The following is a 17712-nucleotide window of genomic DNA, read 5'->3' as shown; positions in this document are numbered from 1 at the left end:
GTGGTCGGCGCCCCGGCCCGGCTCGACTGGGACAAGCTGAACCACCTCAACAACCACTACATCCGCCAGGCCGAGCCCGCCCGGTTGGCCGAGCTCGTAGTCGGCGTCCACAAGAGCCGCGACTTCCCGCTCCACGGCGGCGACGAGGCGATTATCGAACGCACGGTCCCTCTGGTGCGCGACGGCGCCAAGACCATGCTGGAATTGGCCGACGCAACCGTCTTCGCCCTCAAGCGCCGTCCGCTTGAGCTGCCGGAGAAAGCCAAGGGTCTGTTGACCGACGAGACCCGCGCGCGGCTCGGCCGCCTGCGCGAGCACCTCGACGGCCAGGCTGAATGGGCGGTTCCGGCGCTCGAGGCGGCGCTTCGCGGCTTCGCCGAGACCGAAGGCGTGGGCATGGGCAAGTTCGGCCCGGCCTTACGCGGCGTCCTCTCTGGAGGGTCTCCTGCCCCTGATCTGGCCGGAGCCCTTGTGAGCCTTGGGAAACCGGAAAGTTTGGGGCGTCTCGACGACGCGCTTTCACAGTCCGCATAAGGCGCTATAAGGCACCCTGAAACGGGCGTTTGACTCCTGCAAGACGGAAGGAATGGCATGGGCGACACGGCTAAGGTGAGTTTCGACGGCAAGTCGGTCGAGCTGCCGATCCTCAAGGGCACGGACGGCCCCGCCGTCGTGGATATTCGAAAACTCTACGCCGAGGCCGACGTCTTCACTTACGACCCGGGCTTCACCTCGACGGCGAGCTGCGAGAGCAAGATCACCTTCATCGACGGCGACAAGGGCGTGCTGCTGCATCGCGGCTACCCGATCGACCAGCTGGCCGAGAAGTCGAGCTTCCTCGAAGTCTGCTACCTCCTGCTGAACGGCGACCTGCCGAACGCCAAGGAGTTCGAGGCCTTCGAACACAACATCACCTATCACACGATGCTGCATGAGCAGTTCGATAGGTTCTTCATGGGCTTCCGCCGCGACGCCCACCCGATGGCGATCATGGTCGGCGCCGTCGGCGCCCTGTCGGCCTTCTATCACGACAGCACCAACATCGATGATCCGGAACAACGGATGATCTCGTCGCATCGGCTGATCGCCAAGATGCCGACGATCGCTGCGCGCGCGTTCAAGTACTTCAAGGGCCAGCCGTTCGTGCATCCGCGCAACGACCTGTCCTATTCGGAAAACTTCCTGCGCATGTGCTTCTCGGTCCCGGCCGAGGACTGGAAGCCGAACCCGGTGCTGACGCGCGCCATGGACCGCATCTTCATCCTGCATGCGGACCACGAGCAGAACGCCTCGACCTCGACCGTCCGCCTGGCCGGTTCGTCGGGCGCCAATCCATTCGCCTGCATCGCGGCCGGCATCGCCTGCCTCTGGGGCCCCAGCCACGGCGGCGCGAACGAAGAAGCGCTGAACATGCTGGCCGAGATCGGCTCGGTGGAGAACATCCCCGAGTACGTCCAGGGCGTGAAGGACCGTCGCTATCGCCTGATGGGCTTTGGTCACCGGGTCTACAAGAACTACGACCCGCGCGCGAAGGTCATGCAACAGACCTGCCACGAAGTGCTGGCGGAAGTCGGCCACTCGGACGACCCGCTGCTGAAGGTGGCCATCGAGCTCGAGAAGATCGCGCTCAACGACCCCTACTTTGTCGAGCGCAAGCTCTACCCGAACGTCGACTTCTACTCGGGCATCACCCTGCGCGCCCTCGGCTTCCCGCCGGAGATGTTCACCGTGCTGTTCGCCCTGGCCCGCACCGTGGGCTGGATCAGCCAGTGGAAGGAAATGATCGAGGATCCGTCGCAGAAGATCGGCCGTCCGCGTCAAATCTACACCGGCGCGGCGCAACGCGACTACGTCGCGGTCGACAAGCGCTAGGCCCGATCGACGACCAAGACATCAGCCCCGCCCGGACCACCGGGCGGGGCTTTTGCTTTGGCGCTCAGGCATACGCCTAGGTTGCGGCGGCCGTTCATGCTCGTAGGGTTCTCTGCGCAAACCGCATGAGGAGCATCCCCATGGCTTTCATGGCGAAGCTGAACGAGCCGCACGTCACCCGTGACATCTACGAACAGGTTCGCGCCGAGATCGGCTGGGATCACGATCCGCCGGCCGGCTGCCTGCTGCACATCGCCGCCTTCGACGAGGCCGGCGCGCACACGGTCGACATCTGGGACAATGAAGAGGACCTCAAGGACTACCTTGAGGATCGCTTCCTGCCGGCCTTGCGCAAGCTGGGCGTCGGGCCGGTCAATCCGACCTGGAGCGAGCTGCATGTCTGCGTCGCCGGCCCCGACATCCAGCAGTACGTGCTGGACGCCCCGCCGCTACGCTCGCGACCCCAGCACTTTCAGGACGGCCTCGGCCGCCACGTCTGACGGATCGGGGCCGCCGCGCCCCATCTTCTGCAGGGCGGCGCTCTGAGCCGCCGCCTGCCGCTCGCGCAGCGCCGGATCGTCCAGGCGCAAGGCGACCTCGCGGGCCAGGGCCGGGCCGTTGCAGTCGTCCTGGACCAGCTCCGGGGCGACGAAGTCCTTGGCCGCGATATTGAACAGCGTGATGTAGGGCGTGCGGATCAGCCGCTTCAGGATGGCGTGGGTCATCGCGCCCAGGCGGTAGCCCACCACGATCGGCACGCCGGCCAGCGCCAGTTCGGTAGTGACGGTGCCGGAACAGGCCAGCGCCACCGTCGCAGCCTTCATGGCGTCGAGCTTGGCGCTCTCGCCCTCGACCACATGCGCCCAGCCGGCGGCCTGGGCCTTGACGCTCTGGGCCACCGTCGGCGCGGCCGGGATGATCACCTCAAGGTCGGGCCGCGCGGCCTTCAGGATGGCCACGGCGTCGGCGAACGGCGGCAGGACGCGGCTGATTTCGCCTGGCCGGCTGCCGGGCAGCACCAGCAGCACCGGCGCCTGCGGGGCGATGCCGAGCTGGGCGCGCAGCCGCCCGCCGTCGGCCTGCGAGAAGTCCAGCGTCAGGGCGGAATTGCCGACGAAGGTGACGGGCAGCCCCTCGGCCTCGAAATACGGCGCATCGAACACGTGGATCGACAACAGGTGGTCGACCGTGGCGGCCAGGGTCTTGGCGCGCCCGGGGCGCGTCGCCCAGACCTGCGGAGCGACATACTTGATGAGCGGCAGCTTCGGGTCGAGCTTGCGCAGTTGCTGGGCCACCCGCAGCGTGAAGCCCCAGGAGTCGATCAGCACCACCACGTCGGGCTTCTCGCGCTTGGCCAGGGCGACGGTGTCCTCGACCCGCGCCACCACCTTGCGATAGGCCATCAGGCCTTCCAGCAGCCCGAGGATCGACAGCTCGGCGATGTCGAACGGGCTCTGCACGCCCTCGGCCGCCATGCGCTCGCCGCCCACGCCGACAAAGCGCACCCCGTCGCCCAGGCGCGCGCGCAGGGCCCGCGCCAGACCCGCGCCGCGATCGTCGCCCGAGGCCTCGGCCGCGACCAGCATGACGCAGAGCGGCTTGCTCACGGCGCGTTCGGCGGTTCCACGCCCACCACGAAGATGCCCAGCTCGTCGGCCAGCGCGATCACCGCCTCGCGGTCGAGCACCAGCAGCCGGCCGACCTCGCCCGCCACCCCGGCCAGCCCGGCCTGGGCCGCCCGCTGGATGGTGCCCAGCCCGATGGTCGGCAGGTCGATACGCGTTTCCTGGATCGGCTTGGGGGCCTTGGCGAGCACGCCTCGCGGCGCCTCGGCGCTGCCGCGGATGTTGCGCGGCAGTTCGGCGACCCGGCGCAGCATGGCGTCGGTGCCTTCCTGCGCCTCGACAGCCAGCACCAGGCCCTCGCAGACGACAGCGCCCTGCCCGACGTCCAGCTGGCCGATCGCCCGCGCCACGCGCAGCGCGTGCTGCACGTCGGCCATCTGCTCGTCGCTCGGCGCCACCGCGCCCAGCGGGCCGGCCGTCAGGGTCAGGTCGCCCATCACCTCGTGCGCGCCCTCGACGGCGAAGCCTTCCTTCTCGAACTCGCCCAGCAGCTGGCGCAGCAGCGCATCGTCGCCCTTGCGCGCCGCGGCGATCACCCCGGGCAGCGCCATCAGGCCGCGCAGGTCGGGCGACAGCGCCTTGAAGTCCGGCCGATCGACCGTCCCGACCAGGGTGACAGCCTCGCAGCCGGCCCGCTTCAGCGCCTTGAAGCACTTGCCGAGCTCGGCGATGCCGATGTCGGCCCCCGGGAACCGGGCGATTTCCTCACCCGCGAAACCCTTCAGCCGAATGATGAAGAACGGCCGCCCGGCGCGTTCGCAGTGCTGCGCGATCTCGACCGGCAGGTTCCCGCCGCCCGCAATCAGCCCGAGCTTCCGCACGTCTTAGACCTCCCGCTCCGGCAGGCAGAGCGGCCGGCTGGCGTCGGCGCGGATGAAGTCGACGATCTCCATGACCTCCGGCGAATCCGAATAGGTCTCGACCGTGTCGTCGAGCCGCTCCTGGAAGGTGCCTTCGTCGGCGAACAGCATCCGATAGGCCGCCCGCATGGTGTTGATCGTCTCGCGGCTGAAGCCACGGCGCTTGAGCCCCAGGAGGTTCAGGCCCTCGAGGTGCGCATGGTTGCCCCACACCGAGCCGTAGGGGATCACGTCCTTCACGACCGCCGCCAGGCCGCCGATCATCGCGTGGCGCCCGACACGGGTGCGCTGGTGCACAGCGGCCAGGCCGCCGACGATCACGAAGTCGGCGATCTCGCAGTGCCCGCCCAGCGTCGCCTGCTTGGTCAGGATCACCTGGTCGCCGAGGACGCAGTCGTGCCCGACATGGCTCTCGATCATGTAGAATCCGTCTGAGCCGACCTTGGTCACGCCGCCACCGCCGACCGTCCCGGTGTTCATCGTCGCGTGCTCGCGGATGACGTTGCGGTCGCCGATCACCAGTTGGGTCGGCTCGCCCTTGTAGGCGGTGTGCTGCGGCGGACCGCCGAGCATGGCGAACGGATAGACCTGGTTGTCCTCGCCGAGCGTGGTCACGCCGTCGACCACCACGTGCGAGGACAGTTTCGTCCGCGCGCCGAGCTTGACGTCGGGGCCGACGGTGCAGAACGGGCCGATCACCACGCCCTCGGCCAGCTGGGCCTTGGGGTGGACGACGGAGCTGGGATGGACGTCGATGCTCATGGGGTCTCCACCAGCATGGCCGCGAACTCCGCTTCCGCAGCGGTTTTGTCGCCGACCATGGCCTTGCCTTCGAACTTGAAGAGCCCCCCGCGGGCGCGCAGCACCTTGACGTGCATGCGCAGGACGTCGCCCGGCCGCACCGGCTGCCGGAAGCGGCAGTTGTCGACCGAGGTGAACAGGATGGTCTTGCCGGCGCGATCGACGTTCAGCGTCTTCGACATCAGCACCGCGCCGGTCTGGGCCATCGCCTCGACGATCAGCACGCCGGGCATCACCGCATAGTCCGGGAAGTGCCCCTGGAAGAACGGCTCGTTGATGGTCACGCACTTGATGCCGACGATCGACTCGTTGGGCCGATACTCCTCGGCCCGGTCGACCAGCAGGAACGGATAGCGATGCGGAATCCGTTCCAGGATCTCGGAGATGTCGATCGAGACCTCGGCTGTCGCCGCGTCGTTGCTCATTGGTCGGTCCCCTTGCGGTTGGCGGAGCGCGACAGCCACGCCACCTCCCGCATCCAGCGTCGAATGGGTTGTCCGGGCACGCCGCCCCAGGTCTCGCCGGCCGGAATGTCGCGGAACACGCCTGCGGCGGCCGCGACCTGCGCGCCGTCACCGATTTTGACGTGGTCGGCCACGCCCGCGCGGCCGCCGAAGGCCGCTCCGTCGCCGATCACGACGCTGCCGGAGATGCCGGTGTGCGCAGCCATGACGCAGTTTCGTCCCACACGCACGTTGTGGGCGATCTGCACTAGGTTGTCGATCTTGGTGTTTTCACCGATCACCGTGTCGTCGAACGCGCCACGGTCGATGCAGCTGTTGGCGCCGATGGTGACCCCGTCCTGCAGGATGACGCGTCCCAGCTGCGGAATGTCGACCACGCCCTTGGCCCCGCCTGCGGCGCCGAAGCCCGGTTCGCCGATCCGCGCGCCCGCCAGGATGCGCACCCGATCGCCGAGCAGCGCAAAACCGATGGTGACGTTGGCGCCGATCACGCAGTCCCTGCCGATGGCGACGCCCGGCCCGATGACGGTGTTGGCGCCGATCTCGGTCCGCGCGCCGATCTGCGCGCCCGGTCCGACCACGACGCCGGGCGCCAGATGCACGCCCTCCTCGATCACCGCATCGGCGGCGATGAGGTCCGGGCCGCCGTAGCGGCGCGCGCGGTGCAGCCGCGTCGCGGCCGCGGCGTAGGCGGCCTGCGGCGTCGGCGTGACCAGCGCCACGCATCCCGGCGGCGCAAAGTCTTTGTCGCGCGCGGTGACGAACACCGCGGCGGCCTTTGCCGCGGCCAGCTCGGCGGCGTGCTTCTTGTCGGTCAGGAAGGTGACGGTGTCGGCCTGGGCGCTGGCCAGTACGGCCACGCCGCGGACCTTGCGCTGGCCTTGGTCCGCATCGGAAAGTTCGGCGCCTGTCAGGCTGGCCAGTTCGGCGAGCGTGACAGGGCCGAGGTCTTCAAAAAATCGGGGGTCGGGCATGGGAATCCTCAGCTCGACCCGCCTTTATCGCGAGTCGGCCCTACTTGCGGGTCGCAGGCGCCGCAGCCGGAGTCGCAGCCGGGGCCGCAGCTTGGTCGAGGCGTTCACGATCGAAGGTGAACTGGGTGATCTTGGCGTTCAGCGCCGTGACGACCGGCTGGCTGATGTCCATCGACGGGTTCGAGAGCACGATGCTTTCGCGGTTGATCAGCAGGCTGCACTGACGCTGCTGGTACACTTGGCTGACGATCGGGGTCAGCTCCTGGTACACCCGGCCCAGGGCCTTCTGTTGCGTCGCCTGCAGCTCGCGCGAGCGCTGCTGCTCCTTGCGCTGATAGGCGTTGGCCTTGACCTGCAGGGCCGCGGCGCGGGTCTCGAACGTGTTCTGGTCGAGCGTCGCGCGCTGGCCCTCCAGCGTCTTGGCTTCGTTCTGGATCGCGGTCTGCTCGGCCTTCAGCTCGGCTTCGACCTGGGTCGCGATCTGCTGCAGGCGGGTCTGGACGTACTTGCCGACGGTCGAGGTTGCGATCGCACCTTCCACCGAGACGGTGCAGACGCCGGGCAGCGCCGGGCCATGGGTCACCGCGGGCGCCGCCGGGGCGGCAGGCGCAGCCGCTTGCGCGAAAGCCGCGCTGGAAGCGGAAGCGGTGATGGCGGCGACGCAGGTCGCCGCGACAAGGGCTTTGATCGTCATGTGGTGAATCTAGAACCTGGTTGAGGTGGAGAACCGGAACGTTTCGGTCTTGTCGTAGTCTTCTTTGGCCAAAACTTGGCTGAAGTCGAATCGGATCGGACCCATCGGAGAGCGCCAGAAGACCGACAGACCGGCCGTCGCACGCAGCGACAGGTCGTCATAGATCAGCGGATCGACGGTGCCGTCGGCCTTCAGCTTGTCCTTGTCGTCGAGCAGGCCGAGCGTGCCGACGTCGGTGAACAGCGCGGCCTTGATGCCGTATTGCTCGGGCAGGCCGGTCGGGATGGTCAGCTCGGCCGAACCGATCGCATAGGCGCGGCCGCCGAGCGCGTCAGAGCGCCCGAAGTTGGTGTCGCGCGGACCGATGCCGGCGGTCTCGAAGCCGCGGAAGCTGTTGCCGCCCTTGTAGAAGCGGCTGTTGACCCGCACCGAGTCCCCGCTCCAGCCGGCGATGTAACCGCCCTGCCCGGTCACGCTCAGGATGAAGTCCTTGTTGAACCCGTGATACCAGCCGCCAGTCACTTCGGTGCTGATGTAGTTCACGTCGCCGCCGATGCCGGCCAGGTCCTGGCTGACGTCGAAACGGAAGCCGCGGGTCGGATTGATCGGGTCGTTCCGGCGATCGTAGAGGTAGGTATAGCCGATCAGCGACGTCAGATACTTGCCGCGCTGGGCGCAGAGCGACAGCGACACCAGCGGCGCGGTCGGATCGCAGTAGGCGTCGTCGATCTGAACGTCTTCCTGACGCAGTGTGTACCTCGTCGACATCCGCGAGTTCAGCGTCAGCGGGAACGCCATCCGGATGTTGCCGCCGACGGTCACGGTCTTATAGGCCGAGTACTCCGTCAGGTCGTAGCGGTAGGAGTAGAGGTCGACACCGGCGCCCAGGTCTCGGCCCAGGAACCGCGGCTCGGTGAAGCCGAAGTCGATCTGCTGACGCAGCGAGCCGACCGACACGCGGGCCCGCAGGCTCTGGCCGCGACCACGGAAGTTCCGCTCGGTGACGCCGAGGTCGAGGATCAGCTGGTCGACCGACGAATAGCCGGCGCTGAACGAGAGCTCGCCCGTCGGCTGCTCTTCGACCTTCACCTGCAGGCGGGTGCGATCGGGCGCAGATCCCGGCGCCTCGTCGATCGTCACATCCTTGAAGAAGCCGAGCGCGCGGACATTGTTGCGCGAGCGGTCGACCAGGGCGCGGTTATAGGCGTCGCCTTCCACGAGGTTCATCTCGCGGCGGATGACGTAGTCCAGCGTGCGGGTGTTGCCGGTGACGTCGATGCGCTCGACGTACACACGCGGCCCTTCGCGGACCTGGAACACCACGTCTACCAGGCCGGTCTCGCGGTTCGGCGTGTAGCGCGGACGCACGTCCACGGCGGCGAAGCCGGCGGCGCCGGCCGCGAAGGTCAGCGAGTCGGTCGCCGCCTCGATCTTTTCGTCCTGGTAGATCTCGCCCGAGCGGATCGGCACCAGCTGCTGCAGGACGTTCTTGTCGAGCTTCTGCAGCTCGGTTTCGACCGTCACCTTGCCGAACTTGTATTCCTTGCCCTCGTCGAGCGTGTAGGTGACGACGAAGCCGTTCTTGTCGGGCGCCAGCTCGGCGATCGCCGAGACCACGCGGAAGTCATAGAAGCCGCGGTTGCGATAGTGCTTGCGCAGCTGCTCCTTGTCGTACTCCAGGCGGTCCGGGTCGTAGTTGGCGTTGTTCGAGAAGAACTTGTACCAGCTCGACTGTTCGGTCACGACCACGTCGCGCAGGTCGTTGTCCGAGTACTCCTTGTTGCCCAGGAAGTTGACCCGCAGCACCCCGCTCTTGGGGCCTTCGTTGATTTCGAAGATCAGGTCGACGCGCTTCTGCGGCAGTTCGACGATCTTCGGCGTCACCGTCGCCGAGATCCGGCCCGAGCGGCGATAGAGCTCGACGATGCGCTGGACGTCCTGCTGCACCTTGGCGCGGGTGAAGATGCCGCGCGGGCGCACGGTGACCTCGTCGCGCAGCTTGTCTTCCTTGAGGCCCGAGTTCCCCTCGAAGACCACCTTGTTGATGATCGGGTTCTCGACGACCGTCACGATCATGTCCGAGCCCTGCAGCTCGATCTTCACGTCGGCGAACAGGTCGGTGCGGAACAGCGTCTTCAGCGCCAGGTCGGCCTTGGCCGGGTCCAGGACCTCGCCGGGCTGGATCGGCAGGTAGGACAGCACGGTCGACTGCTCGATCCGTTCGTTGCCGCGCACGATGATGCGCTGGACGACACCGGACTGCTGGCCGACGTCCTGCGGCGCAGGCTGCGGCTGGGGCGGAGTCGCCTGTTCCTGCGCCAGGACGGCGCTGGGAAAGACGATCGCTGTCGAGCCCATCAGCAAGGCAAGGCCGGAGGCGAGCGCGGCGCGGCTAGCGCGGGGTCTTTGCATCGTATCAGCCGTCAATGGAAAAGCGCGGGTTTCAGGAGAAAACGCCGCCGAGGATTTTGAACACACGCAGTTGCTGCAGATCGTTCCAGGTGGCGAACAACATCAAACCCAACAGCAGCGCAAGCCCCACCCGGTAGCCCGCCGCCTGGACCCGCGCCGCCAGCGGACGCCGCGCCACCGCCTCATAGGCGTAGAACAGCAAGTGTCCCCCATCCAGCACAGGGATCGGCAGCAGATTCATGAAGCCGATGCTCACCGAAACGAACGCAGCCAGTTGGAGCAGATTGACGCCGCTGCCGAGGATCATTCCCCCGACATCCGGCGCCCCTTCGGCTCCAGCCTGCGCGACTTTGCCGGAGATTCGGGCGATTCCGAGGGGACCGCTGAGTTGGTCCGGCGAAACCTGGCCGGTGACCATCCGGCCCAGATAGTAGACCGTCGTCTCGAGCGTGCGCCACGTGCGCTGGACGCCGCCGGCGACGGCTTCAAGCGGGTTGTAGCGGACATGGACGTAGTCGTCCCGTGCCTGGGCCGGGGTCACGCCCAGCACGCCCTGCCGGTGGGTCCCGGCGACCGGATCGGTGCGCTCGACCCAGCGGGGCGTGGCGTTGATCGGGACCTCGCGGCCTCCCCGCTCGACGACAAAGGCCGTCGGCACCTCGGCGCGCACCTGCACGATCACCGCGAGTTCGTCGAAGCTTTTGATGCGCCGGCCGTTGGCCTCGACGATCAGGTCTCCGCTCCGGAAGCCGGCCGCCTCGGCCGGGCTGCCGGGCTGGACCGACGCGATCTTGGCCGGCAACACGTACTGTCCGAGCGCCAGCAACAGCGAGGCGAACAGCGCCACGGCCAGCACGAAGTTGGCGATCGGCCCGGCCGCTGCGATGACGGCCCGCTGCCAAAGCGGCTTGAAATGGAAATAGCGCGCCACGGCCTCCTCGCCTTCACGCCGGGCGATCACGTCGCGCATCGCGTTGAGGTCTTCCGCATCCGGCACGCTGGCCGCGTTCTCGTCGCCGGTGAACCGGACATAGCCGCCCAGCGGGATCCAGCCGATCCGCCACTCGACGCCGGACTTGTCGGTCCAGGAGGCGATCGCCTTGCCGAAGCCGATGGAGAAACGGTCGATGGCGACCCCGAACATCTTGGCGGCCAGGAAGTGGCCCAGCTCGTGGATCGTGACCACCAGCCCCAGCACCAGGACGAAGGGAACGACGAAGGTCAGAGCGGTGAGGATGAAATCGAGCATCTGCTGTAACTCCTCCGCGCGGCTAGCGCCCTAGGCCGCTGACGACCTCGCCGGCGACGCGACGCGCCAGCGTATCGGTCGCCTGAGCGTTCTCGAGCGTGTCGCCATTCGCCGCCCCCGCGACCAGGCCCTGAGATTCGACGCGTTCGAGGGTCTCAGACACCGTCGCGGCAATATCGAGAAAGCCAATCTTGCGGTCAAGGAAGGCGGCCACGGCGACCTCGTTGGCGGCGTTCATCACCGCGGGCGCGGCCCCACCGGCCGCCAGAGCTTCTTTGGCGATCTTCAAGGCGGGAAAACGGCGCAGGTCCGGTTCTTCGAAGGTCAATTGACCGATGGCGGCCAGATCCAGCCGCGGCGCCGGCCACGGCAGGCGGTCCGGCCAGGCGAAGGCGCAGGCGATCGGCGTGCGCATGTCCGGCGCGCCCAGCTGCGCCAGCGTCGATCCGTCGCTGTACTCCACGAGGCTGTGGATGATCTGCTGATGATGGATCAGCACGTCCACCCGCTCATTGGTCATGCCGAACAGGTAGGCGGCCTCGATGATCTCCAGGCCCTTGTTCATCATGGTCGCGGAATCGACCGAGATCTTCGCGCCCATGCTGAAGTTCGGGTGGGCCACGGCCTGCTCAGGGGTGGCGTGGGCCATCTGTTCGGCCGACCAGGTGCGGAACGGCCCGCCCGACGAGGTCAGGATCAGCCGGTCGACCCGCTGGACGTTCATCGGATCCAGCACCTGGAAGATCGCCGAATGCTCGGAATCGACCGGGATCACCGCCCCGCCCGCCAGCTTCGCCGCCCTTAGCAGCGAGGGGCCTGCGCAGACCAGGCTCTCTTTGTTCGCCAGCCCGATCACCGCGCCGGCCTGCGCCGCCGCCAGGGTCGGCGCCAGGCCTGCGAAGCCGACGATCGAAGACATCACCCACTGGGCGTCGGCAGCGGCGGCCTCGACCACGGCGCTATGACCGGCCGCGACCTTGATCCCGGACCCGTCCAGCCGCTGGCGCAGCTCAGGCAGCTTGGTCTCGTCTTCGATGACCGCCAGCTTGGGCCGCCAGCGCAGAGCCTGCTCGGCCAGGCGCTCGGCGTTGCGACCGGCGGTCAGGGCGGTCACCTCGACCTCGGCGCCGGCCTTTTCCAGGAGATCGAGAGTGGAAACGCCGACCGAGCCGGTGGAACCCAGAACGCTGACGCGGCGAGGCAAAGTCAATGCGCCCATCCCCAATGATTGACCAGTCGGGCGGCCGCCAGCACGACCACGGCGAACATCAGGCCGTCTACTCTATCCAACAAACCGCCGTGACCGGGGATCAGGTCCCCGGAATCTTTCACGCCGAACCGGCGCTTGAGCATCGACTCCCAAAGATCCCCGGCCATGGTCGCCAGACCTCCGACCAGGCCGATCAGTGCGCCGGCCGGGACGCTCAGCACGATAGCGCTGAACGCCGCCATCGCCGCCCCTGCGCCGGCTGCGGCGACCAAGCCGCCGATGAAGCCGGACCAGGTCTTGTTCGGCGAGAACTTGGGCCACAGCTTCGGGCCCTTCAGGGCGCTGCCCACCGCGAACGCGGCGATGTCGGCGGCCCAGGCCACCGCGAACAGCAGGATCGTCCACTGCCGCCCCTCGGGCATGCCACGCAGCCACACGAGGCAGACCACGGGGATCGCCAGATAGACCACCCCGAACGCCGCGTTCATCGGCCGCTCGGCCACGCCGCGCGCCACCAGGGCCGCAGCCACTGCCCCCAGCGCGCCGGCCGCCCAGGCCAGCGGCATGTGTTTCTGGTGGGCCAGGAACGCCGCAACCAAGATCGCCACGGTGAGCGCGGTGGAGACGCGGATCGGCGCGGTCGGCGCGGTCATCGCGCCCCACTCGATGGCCAGCAGCGCCACCGCCACGGCCACCAGCACCAGGAACAGCCAGCGCAGCCCCGGCATGTCGGAGAACCACACCGCGCCCAGCACCGCGGGCACCAGGACGGTGGCCGAGGCGACGCGGACGCCCAGATTGGCCCAGTCGAAACGCCTAGCCTGCGGCAAGGACATTATCGGCCACGGCGCCGCCGTAGCGCCGCTCGCGCTTTTGGAATTCCTCGATCGCCGCCCGCAGATAATCGGCGCCGTAGTCGGGCCAGAGCACGTCCTGGAAGACGAACTCGGAATAGGCTGTCTCCCAGAGGAGGAAGTTCGAGAGCCGCTGCTCGCCGCTGGTGCGGATCACCAGGTCGGGATCCGGAAGGCTGGCGGTCGACAGCTTGCCCTGCAGGAGCTCTTCGGTGATGTCGTCGGGCCGGATCTGGCCGGCGGCGACCTCGGCCGCCAGGGCCCGGGCGGCGTCGGCGATGTCCGCGCGGCCGCCGTAGTTGAACGCCACCTGCAGGAAGAACTTGTCGTTATGCGCGGTCTGGCGCTCGGCCCGCTCGACGATCTCGGCGACGTCCGGCGGCAGGCCAGCACGGCGGCCGAGGATGCGGATCTTCACCCCCTCGCGCGTCAGCTTGTCGAGGTCCGAGTTCACGTACAGCTTCAGCAGCCGCATGACCTCGGCGACCTCGCCCGCCGGTCGGCGCCAGTTCTCGGTCGAGAACGCATAGAGCGTCAGCCAGCGGACGCCCTGCGCAGGCGCCGCCTCGACGACCCGCCGGATCGCGTCCACCCCCTTCGGATGTCCGACCTGGCGCGGCAGGCCGCGGCGCTTCGCCCAACGGCCATTGCCGTCCATGACGATCGCCACGTGCAGGGGCGCATGCGGCGCGGGCTGCTGTTGATCGATCGTAGCCATGGGTTCCCGTTCGTCCTCGCTCCCGATGGGACGATTAGACCTGCATGATCTCTTGTTCTTTGGTTTTCAAGGCTTCGTCGACGCGCTTGATCGCCTCGTCGGTAAACTTCTGAACCTCGGCCTCCATCCGGCGCTGCTCGTCCTGGGTGATGGCGCTGTCCTTCTCGGCCTTTTTCAGGTCGTCGTTGGCGTCGCGGCGGACGTTGCGGATGGCGATCTTCTGCTGCTCGGCGTACTTGCCGGCGATCTTGGCCAGGTCCTTGCGGCGCTCCTCGGTGAGCGGCGGGATCGGCACGCGCAGGCTCTGGCCGTCGACGACCGGGTTCAGCCCCAGGCCGGCGTTGCGGATCGCCTTCTCGACCGAGACCACCAGGCCGCGGTCCCAGATGTTGACGCTGATCGAGCGCGGCTCGGGGACGCTGACCGACCCGACGGTGTTCAACGGCACGCTCGAGCCGTAGGCGTCGACCATCACCTGATCCAGCAGGCCGGCGGACGCCCGCCCGGTCCGCAGGCTCGAGAACTCGTCCTTCAGAGCCGCGATCGCCTTGTCCATGCGATCCCGATACTTGCTGAGAACCGGCTTTTCCGCAGCCATAGGATTATCTCCCAAGATATTGGTCTAATTCGGCGAATGGTCAGGCGATCGTCGTGAAGACGCCCTGCCCTTTCAGCACTTTGAAGAAGTTGCCCCGTTCACGGATGGAAAAGACCACGATCGGGATTTGGTTGTCACGCATCAGGGCGATGGCCGAGGCGTCCATGACCCGCAGGTCCTTGGCCAGCACTTCCTGGTAGCTCAGCGTCTCATAGCGCTGCGCGCTCGGATCCTTCTTGGGGTCGGCGGTGTAGACGCCGTCGACGCTGGTGCCCTTGAACAGCGCGTCGCAGCCCATCTCGGCCGTGCGCAGCGCCGCCGGGGTGTCGGTCGTGAAGAACGGCGCGCCCAGGCCGGCGGCGAAGATCACGACCCGGCCCTTTTCCAGGTGCCGCAGCGCCCGGCGGCGGATGTAGGGCTCGCAGACCGCTTCCATCGGGATCGCCGACTGCACGCGGGTATAGACGCCGATCTTCTCGAGCGCGCCTTGCAGCGCCAGGGCGTTCATCACCGTGGCCAGCATGCCCATATAGTCGGCGTTGGCGCGGTCCATGCCCTTCCCGGCCAGCGAGACGCCCCGGAAGATGTTGCCGCCGCCGATCACCAGGCAGAGCTCGATCCCGTGATCGACCACTTCCTTGATGTCCTCGGCCACCGCTTCGATCGTCTTTGTGTCGATGCCGAAGAGCGCGTCGCCCATCAGGACCTCGCCCGACATCTTCAAGAGGATCTTCTTGTAGCGGGGCTTGGCTTCGGACATTGCGGCTTCCGTGGAGAATCTGGCTGGGTACTACATAGACCAAGGGCGCCGTGCGCGTCGAACGCCCACGTTGAGCGCGACGCTCAACGTTCTTGGCAAAAAAAAGGGGCCGGGCCTTCGGGCGGCGGACCGGAATCCACTCCGCCTAAGGCCCGGCGCCCTTGGGGCGTCCTAAATCAGGCGGATCAGCCTTGGCCGGTCATCGACGCCACTTCGGCGGCGAAGTCGTCCTGCTTCTTTTCCACGCCTTCGCCCAGGGCGAAGCGCACGAACGCCTTCACGGCGACCGGCGCGCCGGTTTCCTTGGCGGTTTCGGCGATCAGCTGCTCGATGGTCTGATCCGGGTTCATGACGAAGGGTTGCTTCAGCAGCACCACTTCTTCCTGCCACTTGCGGATCCGGCCTTCGATCATCTTCTCGACGACGGCCAGCGGCTTGCCCGATTCCAGCGCCTGGTCGGTCAGGAACTTCTTTTCCTTCTCGACGGCGGCCGGATCGAGGTCGCCCTCGTTCAGGGCCAGCGGCGGGGTCGGGGTGCCGGCGACGTGCAGAGCGATCTTGCGGCCGACTTCCTTCAGCACGGCCTGATCGCCCGCGCCTTCCAGAGCCACGAGCACGCCCAGACGGCCCACGCCTTCGCCCTGCGCGTTGTGCAGGTAGAGGGCCACGGCGCCTTCGCTGACCGACAGGCGGGCCGAACGACGCAGACGCATGTTCTCGCCGATCGTCGCGATCAGGTTGGTGATCACGTCGCTGACGACTTCGCCCTTGGCCGTCTTGGCCGCGGTGATGGCGTCGACGCCTTCGATCGTCAGACCGACGTCCGCGAAGTCGCGGGCGGCGTTCTGGAACAGCTCGTTCTTCGACACGAAGTCGGTCTCGGCGTTCAGCTCGACCAGCACGCCGGTCTTGCCGTCGGCGCTCAGCTTGCCGGCCACCAGGCCTTCAGCCGCGGCGCGGTCCGACTTCTTGGCGGCCTTCGAGAGGCCCTTGGTGCGCAGCCAATCGACGGCCGCTTCCATGTCGCCGTTGTTTTCCTGCAAGGCCTTCTTGCAGTCCATCATGCCAGCGCCGGACTTTTCGCGCAGGTCCTTGACCAGCGCAGCGGTGATCTCCGCCATGGTCAGCTCCTTATCAGTCAGAATGGGTTTGACCGGACCCTGATAGGGCCCGGCCATGATCGTTTTTCGTCAAGCTGAGCAAGACGCCCGAAAGCGTCTTAGCCGGCTTGTTCCTGGTCCGCGGCCGGGGCCTCGGCGGCCGGGGCCGCTTGCGGCTCCGGCGTCAGCTCACGGGCCAGGGTCGGCTCAACCGGCGCCACCGAGGCGCCCAGATCCACGCCAGCGGCCGATTGGCCGGCGGCCAGGCCGTCGAGAACGGCGTCGGCCATCAGGTCGCAGTACAGCTGGATCGCGCGGGCGGCGTCGTCGTTGCCCGGGATCGGATAGGTGATGCCGTCCGGATCGCAGTTGGTGTCCAGGATCGCGATGACCGGGATGTTCAGCTTGCGGGCTTCCTGGATGGCGATCGACTCCTTGTTGGTGTCGATCACGAACATCAGGTCGGGGATGCCGCCCATGTCCTTGATGCCGCCCAGGCTGAGCTCGAGCTTGTCGCGCTCGCGGGTCATCTGCAGCAGTTCTTTCTTGCCGCGGCCCTGGCCTTGACCTTCACCGTCGAGCAGGCCTTCCAGCTCGCGCAGGCGTTGGATCGAACCCGAAACGGTGCGCCAGTTGGTGAGCGTGCCGCCCAGCCAACGGTGGTTCACATAGTACTGGGCGCTGCGCTTGGCCGCCGTCGCGATCGGCTCCGACGCCTGACGCTTGGTGCCGACGAACAGCACGCGACCGCCGCCGGCGGCGACTTCGCGCACCTTCACCAGGGCCTGGTGCAGCAGCGGGATCGACTGCGAAAGGTCGATGATGTGGATGTTCGACCGCGAACCGAAGATGTAGCGGTCCATCTTCGGGTTCCAGCGGTGGGTCTGGTGACCGAAGTGGGCGCCAGCTTCCAGGAGCTGACGCATGGAGAATTCAGGAAGCGCCATCGGCTTTTCGTCCTTTTTCCGGTTAACCGCCGCAGGCAAACCCTCCAGGTGGAGGACCGGAATGGGTATGGCGGGATGTCTCCCCGCACATCGCCAAACACCTGCGTGTGGAATGACGCGCCAAATAGGGGTTGAGCGCGGAAAATGCAAGCCTCGCGCGTCCGGCCGCCGCGACGCTTGCGTGCGGCGCCGCCCAGCTGCATCCTGCGATGGCAGGAGGGGCTCATGACACCTATCATAGCGCTTGGCGTCGGTCTCGGCATTCTCGCCCAGGGCACGTTCGGCGGCTCGGGCGGCACGCTCAAGCCGCAACCTGGGACGTGGGGGCCGGCGCCGGCCGCCGCCCCGTACACGCCGCCGCCGGTCTACGGCGCTCCGACGCCCGCCCGGCGCGCGCCCACGCCCAGCCTGGCGCCGCCGGCCTTCCCCGCTGCGCCCAAGGCGCCGGAGATGTATCAGCCGCCGAACTTCAAGCCCTACAAGCCGGGCGTCTCGCCCTACTCCGACCGCGGCGGCCTCAACGCCCATCCGAGCCCGGCCAAGCCGCCCGGCTACATCGACCTGCGCTGAGCGG

18 protein-coding genes and 1 pseudogene are annotated in these 17712 nt (G+C 67.6%); 4 read left to right on the top strand and 15 right to left on the bottom strand.

Going from position 1 to position 17712, the window contains the following annotated elements; genetic code table 11:
- The 3 genes and pseudogenes from OUA97_RS19445 to OUA97_RS19435 form a co-directional block, all read left to right on the top strand.
- Positions 1-534 (top strand): annotated as a pseudogene (locus OUA97_RS19445) (glutamate--tRNA ligase); the annotation flags it as partial.
- Between the two features lie 57 nt (positions 535-591).
- Positions 592-1872 carry a citrate synthase gene (gltA, locus tag OUA97_RS19440; protein WP_267233688.1) on the top strand — a complete coding sequence of 427 codons (1281 nt, stop codon included), beginning with the start codon at positions 592-594 and terminating at the stop codon, positions 1870-1872.
- A gap of 140 nt (positions 1873-2012) precedes the next feature.
- Entirely contained in the window at positions 2013-2372 is a 360-nt protein-coding gene (locus OUA97_RS19435; protein WP_267233687.1) for a hypothetical protein, read from the top strand.
- Here the strand turns inward: OUA97_RS19435 and lpxB are convergent.
- The 15 genes from lpxB to rpsB form a co-directional block, all read right to left on the bottom strand.
- Positions 2322-3479 (bottom strand): lipid-A-disaccharide synthase, encoded by a 1158-nt coding sequence (lpxB, locus tag OUA97_RS19430; RefSeq protein WP_267233686.1) that lies wholly within the window; start codon positions 3477-3479, stop codon positions 2322-2324. The genes OUA97_RS19435 and lpxB overlap by 51 nt on opposite strands.
- Positions 3476-4318, bottom strand: a complete 843-nt coding sequence (gene lpxI, locus OUA97_RS19425; RefSeq protein ID WP_267233685.1) for a UDP-2,3-diacylglucosamine diphosphatase — start codon at positions 4316-4318, stop codon at positions 3476-3478. The genes lpxB and lpxI overlap by 4 nt, the downstream gene beginning before the upstream one ends.
- A gap of 3 nt (positions 4319-4321) precedes the next feature.
- Positions 4322-5119: an acyl-ACP--UDP-N-acetylglucosamine O-acyltransferase gene (gene lpxA, locus OUA97_RS19420; protein WP_416362444.1), complete on the bottom strand. Its 798-nt coding sequence runs from the start codon at positions 5117-5119 to the stop codon at positions 4322-4324.
- Positions 5116-5583, bottom strand: coding sequence for a 3-hydroxyacyl-ACP dehydratase FabZ (fabZ, locus tag OUA97_RS19415; RefSeq protein ID WP_267233684.1), 468 nt, complete (start codon positions 5581-5583; stop codon positions 5116-5118). The genes lpxA and fabZ overlap by 4 nt, the downstream gene beginning before the upstream one ends.
- Entirely contained in the window at positions 5580-6596 is a 1017-nt protein-coding gene (gene lpxD, locus OUA97_RS19410) for a UDP-3-O-(3-hydroxymyristoyl)glucosamine N-acyltransferase (RefSeq protein ID WP_267233683.1), read from the bottom strand. The genes fabZ and lpxD overlap by 4 nt, the downstream gene beginning before the upstream one ends.
- Before the next feature lie 40 nt (positions 6597-6636).
- Positions 6637-7290 carry an OmpH family outer membrane protein gene (locus OUA97_RS19405; RefSeq protein ID WP_267233682.1) on the bottom strand — a complete coding sequence of 218 codons (654 nt, stop codon included), beginning with the start codon at positions 7288-7290 and terminating at the stop codon, positions 6637-6639.
- 9 nt (positions 7291-7299) lie between these two features.
- A complete protein-coding gene (bamA, locus tag OUA97_RS19400; protein ID WP_267233681.1) occupies positions 7300-9702 on the bottom strand; it encodes an outer membrane protein assembly factor BamA in 2403 nt (800 codons plus the stop codon).
- Between the two features lie 31 nt (positions 9703-9733).
- Positions 9734-10951, bottom strand: coding sequence for an RIP metalloprotease RseP (rseP, locus tag OUA97_RS19395; protein WP_267233680.1), 1218 nt, complete (start codon positions 10949-10951; stop codon positions 9734-9736).
- 22 nt (positions 10952-10973) lie between these two features.
- Complete coding sequence (locus OUA97_RS19390; RefSeq protein WP_267233679.1) at positions 10974-12170, bottom strand: 1-deoxy-D-xylulose-5-phosphate reductoisomerase; 1197 nt, start codon at positions 12168-12170, stop codon at positions 10974-10976.
- Positions 12158-12997 (bottom strand): phosphatidate cytidylyltransferase, encoded by an 840-nt coding sequence (locus OUA97_RS19385; RefSeq protein WP_267233678.1) that lies wholly within the window; start codon positions 12995-12997, stop codon positions 12158-12160. Before OUA97_RS19385 ends, OUA97_RS19390 begins: the two co-directional genes overlap by 13 nt.
- Complete coding sequence (locus tag OUA97_RS19380; protein ID WP_267233677.1) at positions 12978-13733, bottom strand: isoprenyl transferase; 756 nt, start codon at positions 13731-13733, stop codon at positions 12978-12980. The genes OUA97_RS19385 and OUA97_RS19380 overlap by 20 nt, the downstream gene beginning before the upstream one ends.
- Positions 13734-13767: 34 nt before the next feature.
- Positions 13768-14331, bottom strand: coding sequence for a ribosome recycling factor (gene frr, locus OUA97_RS19375; protein WP_267233676.1), 564 nt, complete (start codon positions 14329-14331; stop codon positions 13768-13770).
- Between the two features lie 40 nt (positions 14332-14371).
- Positions 14372-15091, bottom strand: coding sequence for a UMP kinase (gene pyrH, locus OUA97_RS19370; protein ID WP_183770084.1), 720 nt, complete (start codon positions 15089-15091; stop codon positions 14372-14374).
- Between the two features lie 185 nt (positions 15092-15276).
- The gene (gene tsf / locus OUA97_RS19365) at positions 15277-16212 is read right to left on the bottom strand and encodes a translation elongation factor Ts (RefSeq protein ID WP_267233675.1); all 936 of its coding nucleotides are present in this window, start codon (positions 16210-16212) and stop codon (positions 15277-15279) included.
- Positions 16213-16310: 98 nt separating this feature from the next.
- Positions 16311-17138 (bottom strand): 30S ribosomal protein S2, encoded by an 828-nt coding sequence (gene rpsB, locus OUA97_RS19360; protein WP_267233674.1) that lies wholly within the window; start codon positions 17136-17138, stop codon positions 16311-16313.
- A gap of 225 nt (positions 17139-17363) precedes the next feature.
- Here rpsB and OUA97_RS19355 point away from each other — a divergent pair, with 225 nt between their 5' ends.
- Positions 17364-17708 (top strand): hypothetical protein, encoded by a 345-nt coding sequence (locus tag OUA97_RS19355; protein WP_267233673.1) that lies wholly within the window; start codon positions 17364-17366, stop codon positions 17706-17708.
- Positions 17709-17712 lie beyond the last annotated feature (4 nt).

Origin of the sequence: Phenylobacterium sp. 58.2.17 (assembly GCF_026411515.1) — a bacterium.
Taxonomy (GTDB): Bacteria; Pseudomonadota; Alphaproteobacteria; order Caulobacterales; family Caulobacteraceae; genus Phenylobacterium.
Note: the sequence above shows the minus strand (reverse complement) of the source record. Positions and strands in the feature narration are given on the sequence as shown.

Bases quoted from the DNA above. Each gene is read 5' to 3' on its own strand.
- gltA (WP_267233688.1), top strand. From the start codon at position 592: ATGGGCGACACGGCTAAGGTGAGTTTCGACGGCAAGTCGGTCGAGCTG.
- pyrH (WP_183770084.1), bottom strand. From the start codon at position 15,091: ATGTCCGAAGCCAAGCCCCGCTACAAGAAGATCCTCTTGAAGATGTCG.
- OUA97_RS19435 (WP_267233687.1), top strand. From the start codon at position 2,013: ATGGCTTTCATGGCGAAGCTGAACGAGCCGCACGTCACCCGTGACATC.
- OUA97_RS19355 (WP_267233673.1), top strand. From the start codon at position 17,364: ATGACACCTATCATAGCGCTTGGCGTCGGTCTCGGCATTCTCGCCCAG.
- rpsB (WP_267233674.1), bottom strand. From the start codon at position 17,138: ATGGCGCTTCCTGAATTCTCCATGCGTCAGCTCCTGGAAGCTGGCGCC.
- frr (WP_267233676.1), bottom strand. From the start codon at position 14,331: ATGGCTGCGGAAAAGCCGGTTCTCAGCAAGTATCGGGATCGCATGGAC.
- fabZ (WP_267233684.1), bottom strand. From the start codon at position 5,583: ATGAGCAACGACGCGGCGACAGCCGAGGTCTCGATCGACATCTCCGAG.
- OUA97_RS19385 (WP_267233678.1), bottom strand. From the start codon at position 12,997: ATGTCCTTGCCGCAGGCTAGGCGTTTCGACTGGGCCAATCTGGGCGTC.
- OUA97_RS19380 (WP_267233677.1), bottom strand. From the start codon at position 13,733: ATGGCTACGATCGATCAACAGCAGCCCGCGCCGCATGCGCCCCTGCAC.
- lpxA (WP_416362444.1), bottom strand. From the start codon at position 5,119: ATGAGCATCGACGTCCATCCCAGCTCCGTCGTCCACCCCAAGGCCCAG.
- rseP (WP_267233680.1), bottom strand. From the start codon at position 10,951: ATGCTCGATTTCATCCTCACCGCTCTGACCTTCGTCGTTCCCTTCGTC.
- OUA97_RS19390 (WP_267233679.1), bottom strand. From the start codon at position 12,170: ATGGGCGCATTGACTTTGCCTCGCCGCGTCAGCGTTCTGGGTTCCACC.
- OUA97_RS19405 (WP_267233682.1), bottom strand. From the start codon at position 7,290: ATGACGATCAAAGCCCTTGTCGCGGCGACCTGCGTCGCCGCCATCACC.
- lpxD (WP_267233683.1), bottom strand. From the start codon at position 6,596: ATGCCCGACCCCCGATTTTTTGAAGACCTCGGCCCTGTCACGCTCGCC.
- tsf (WP_267233675.1), bottom strand. From the start codon at position 16,212: ATGGCGGAGATCACCGCTGCGCTGGTCAAGGACCTGCGCGAAAAGTCC.
- bamA (WP_267233681.1), bottom strand. From the start codon at position 9,702: ATGCAAAGACCCCGCGCTAGCCGCGCCGCGCTCGCCTCCGGCCTTGCC.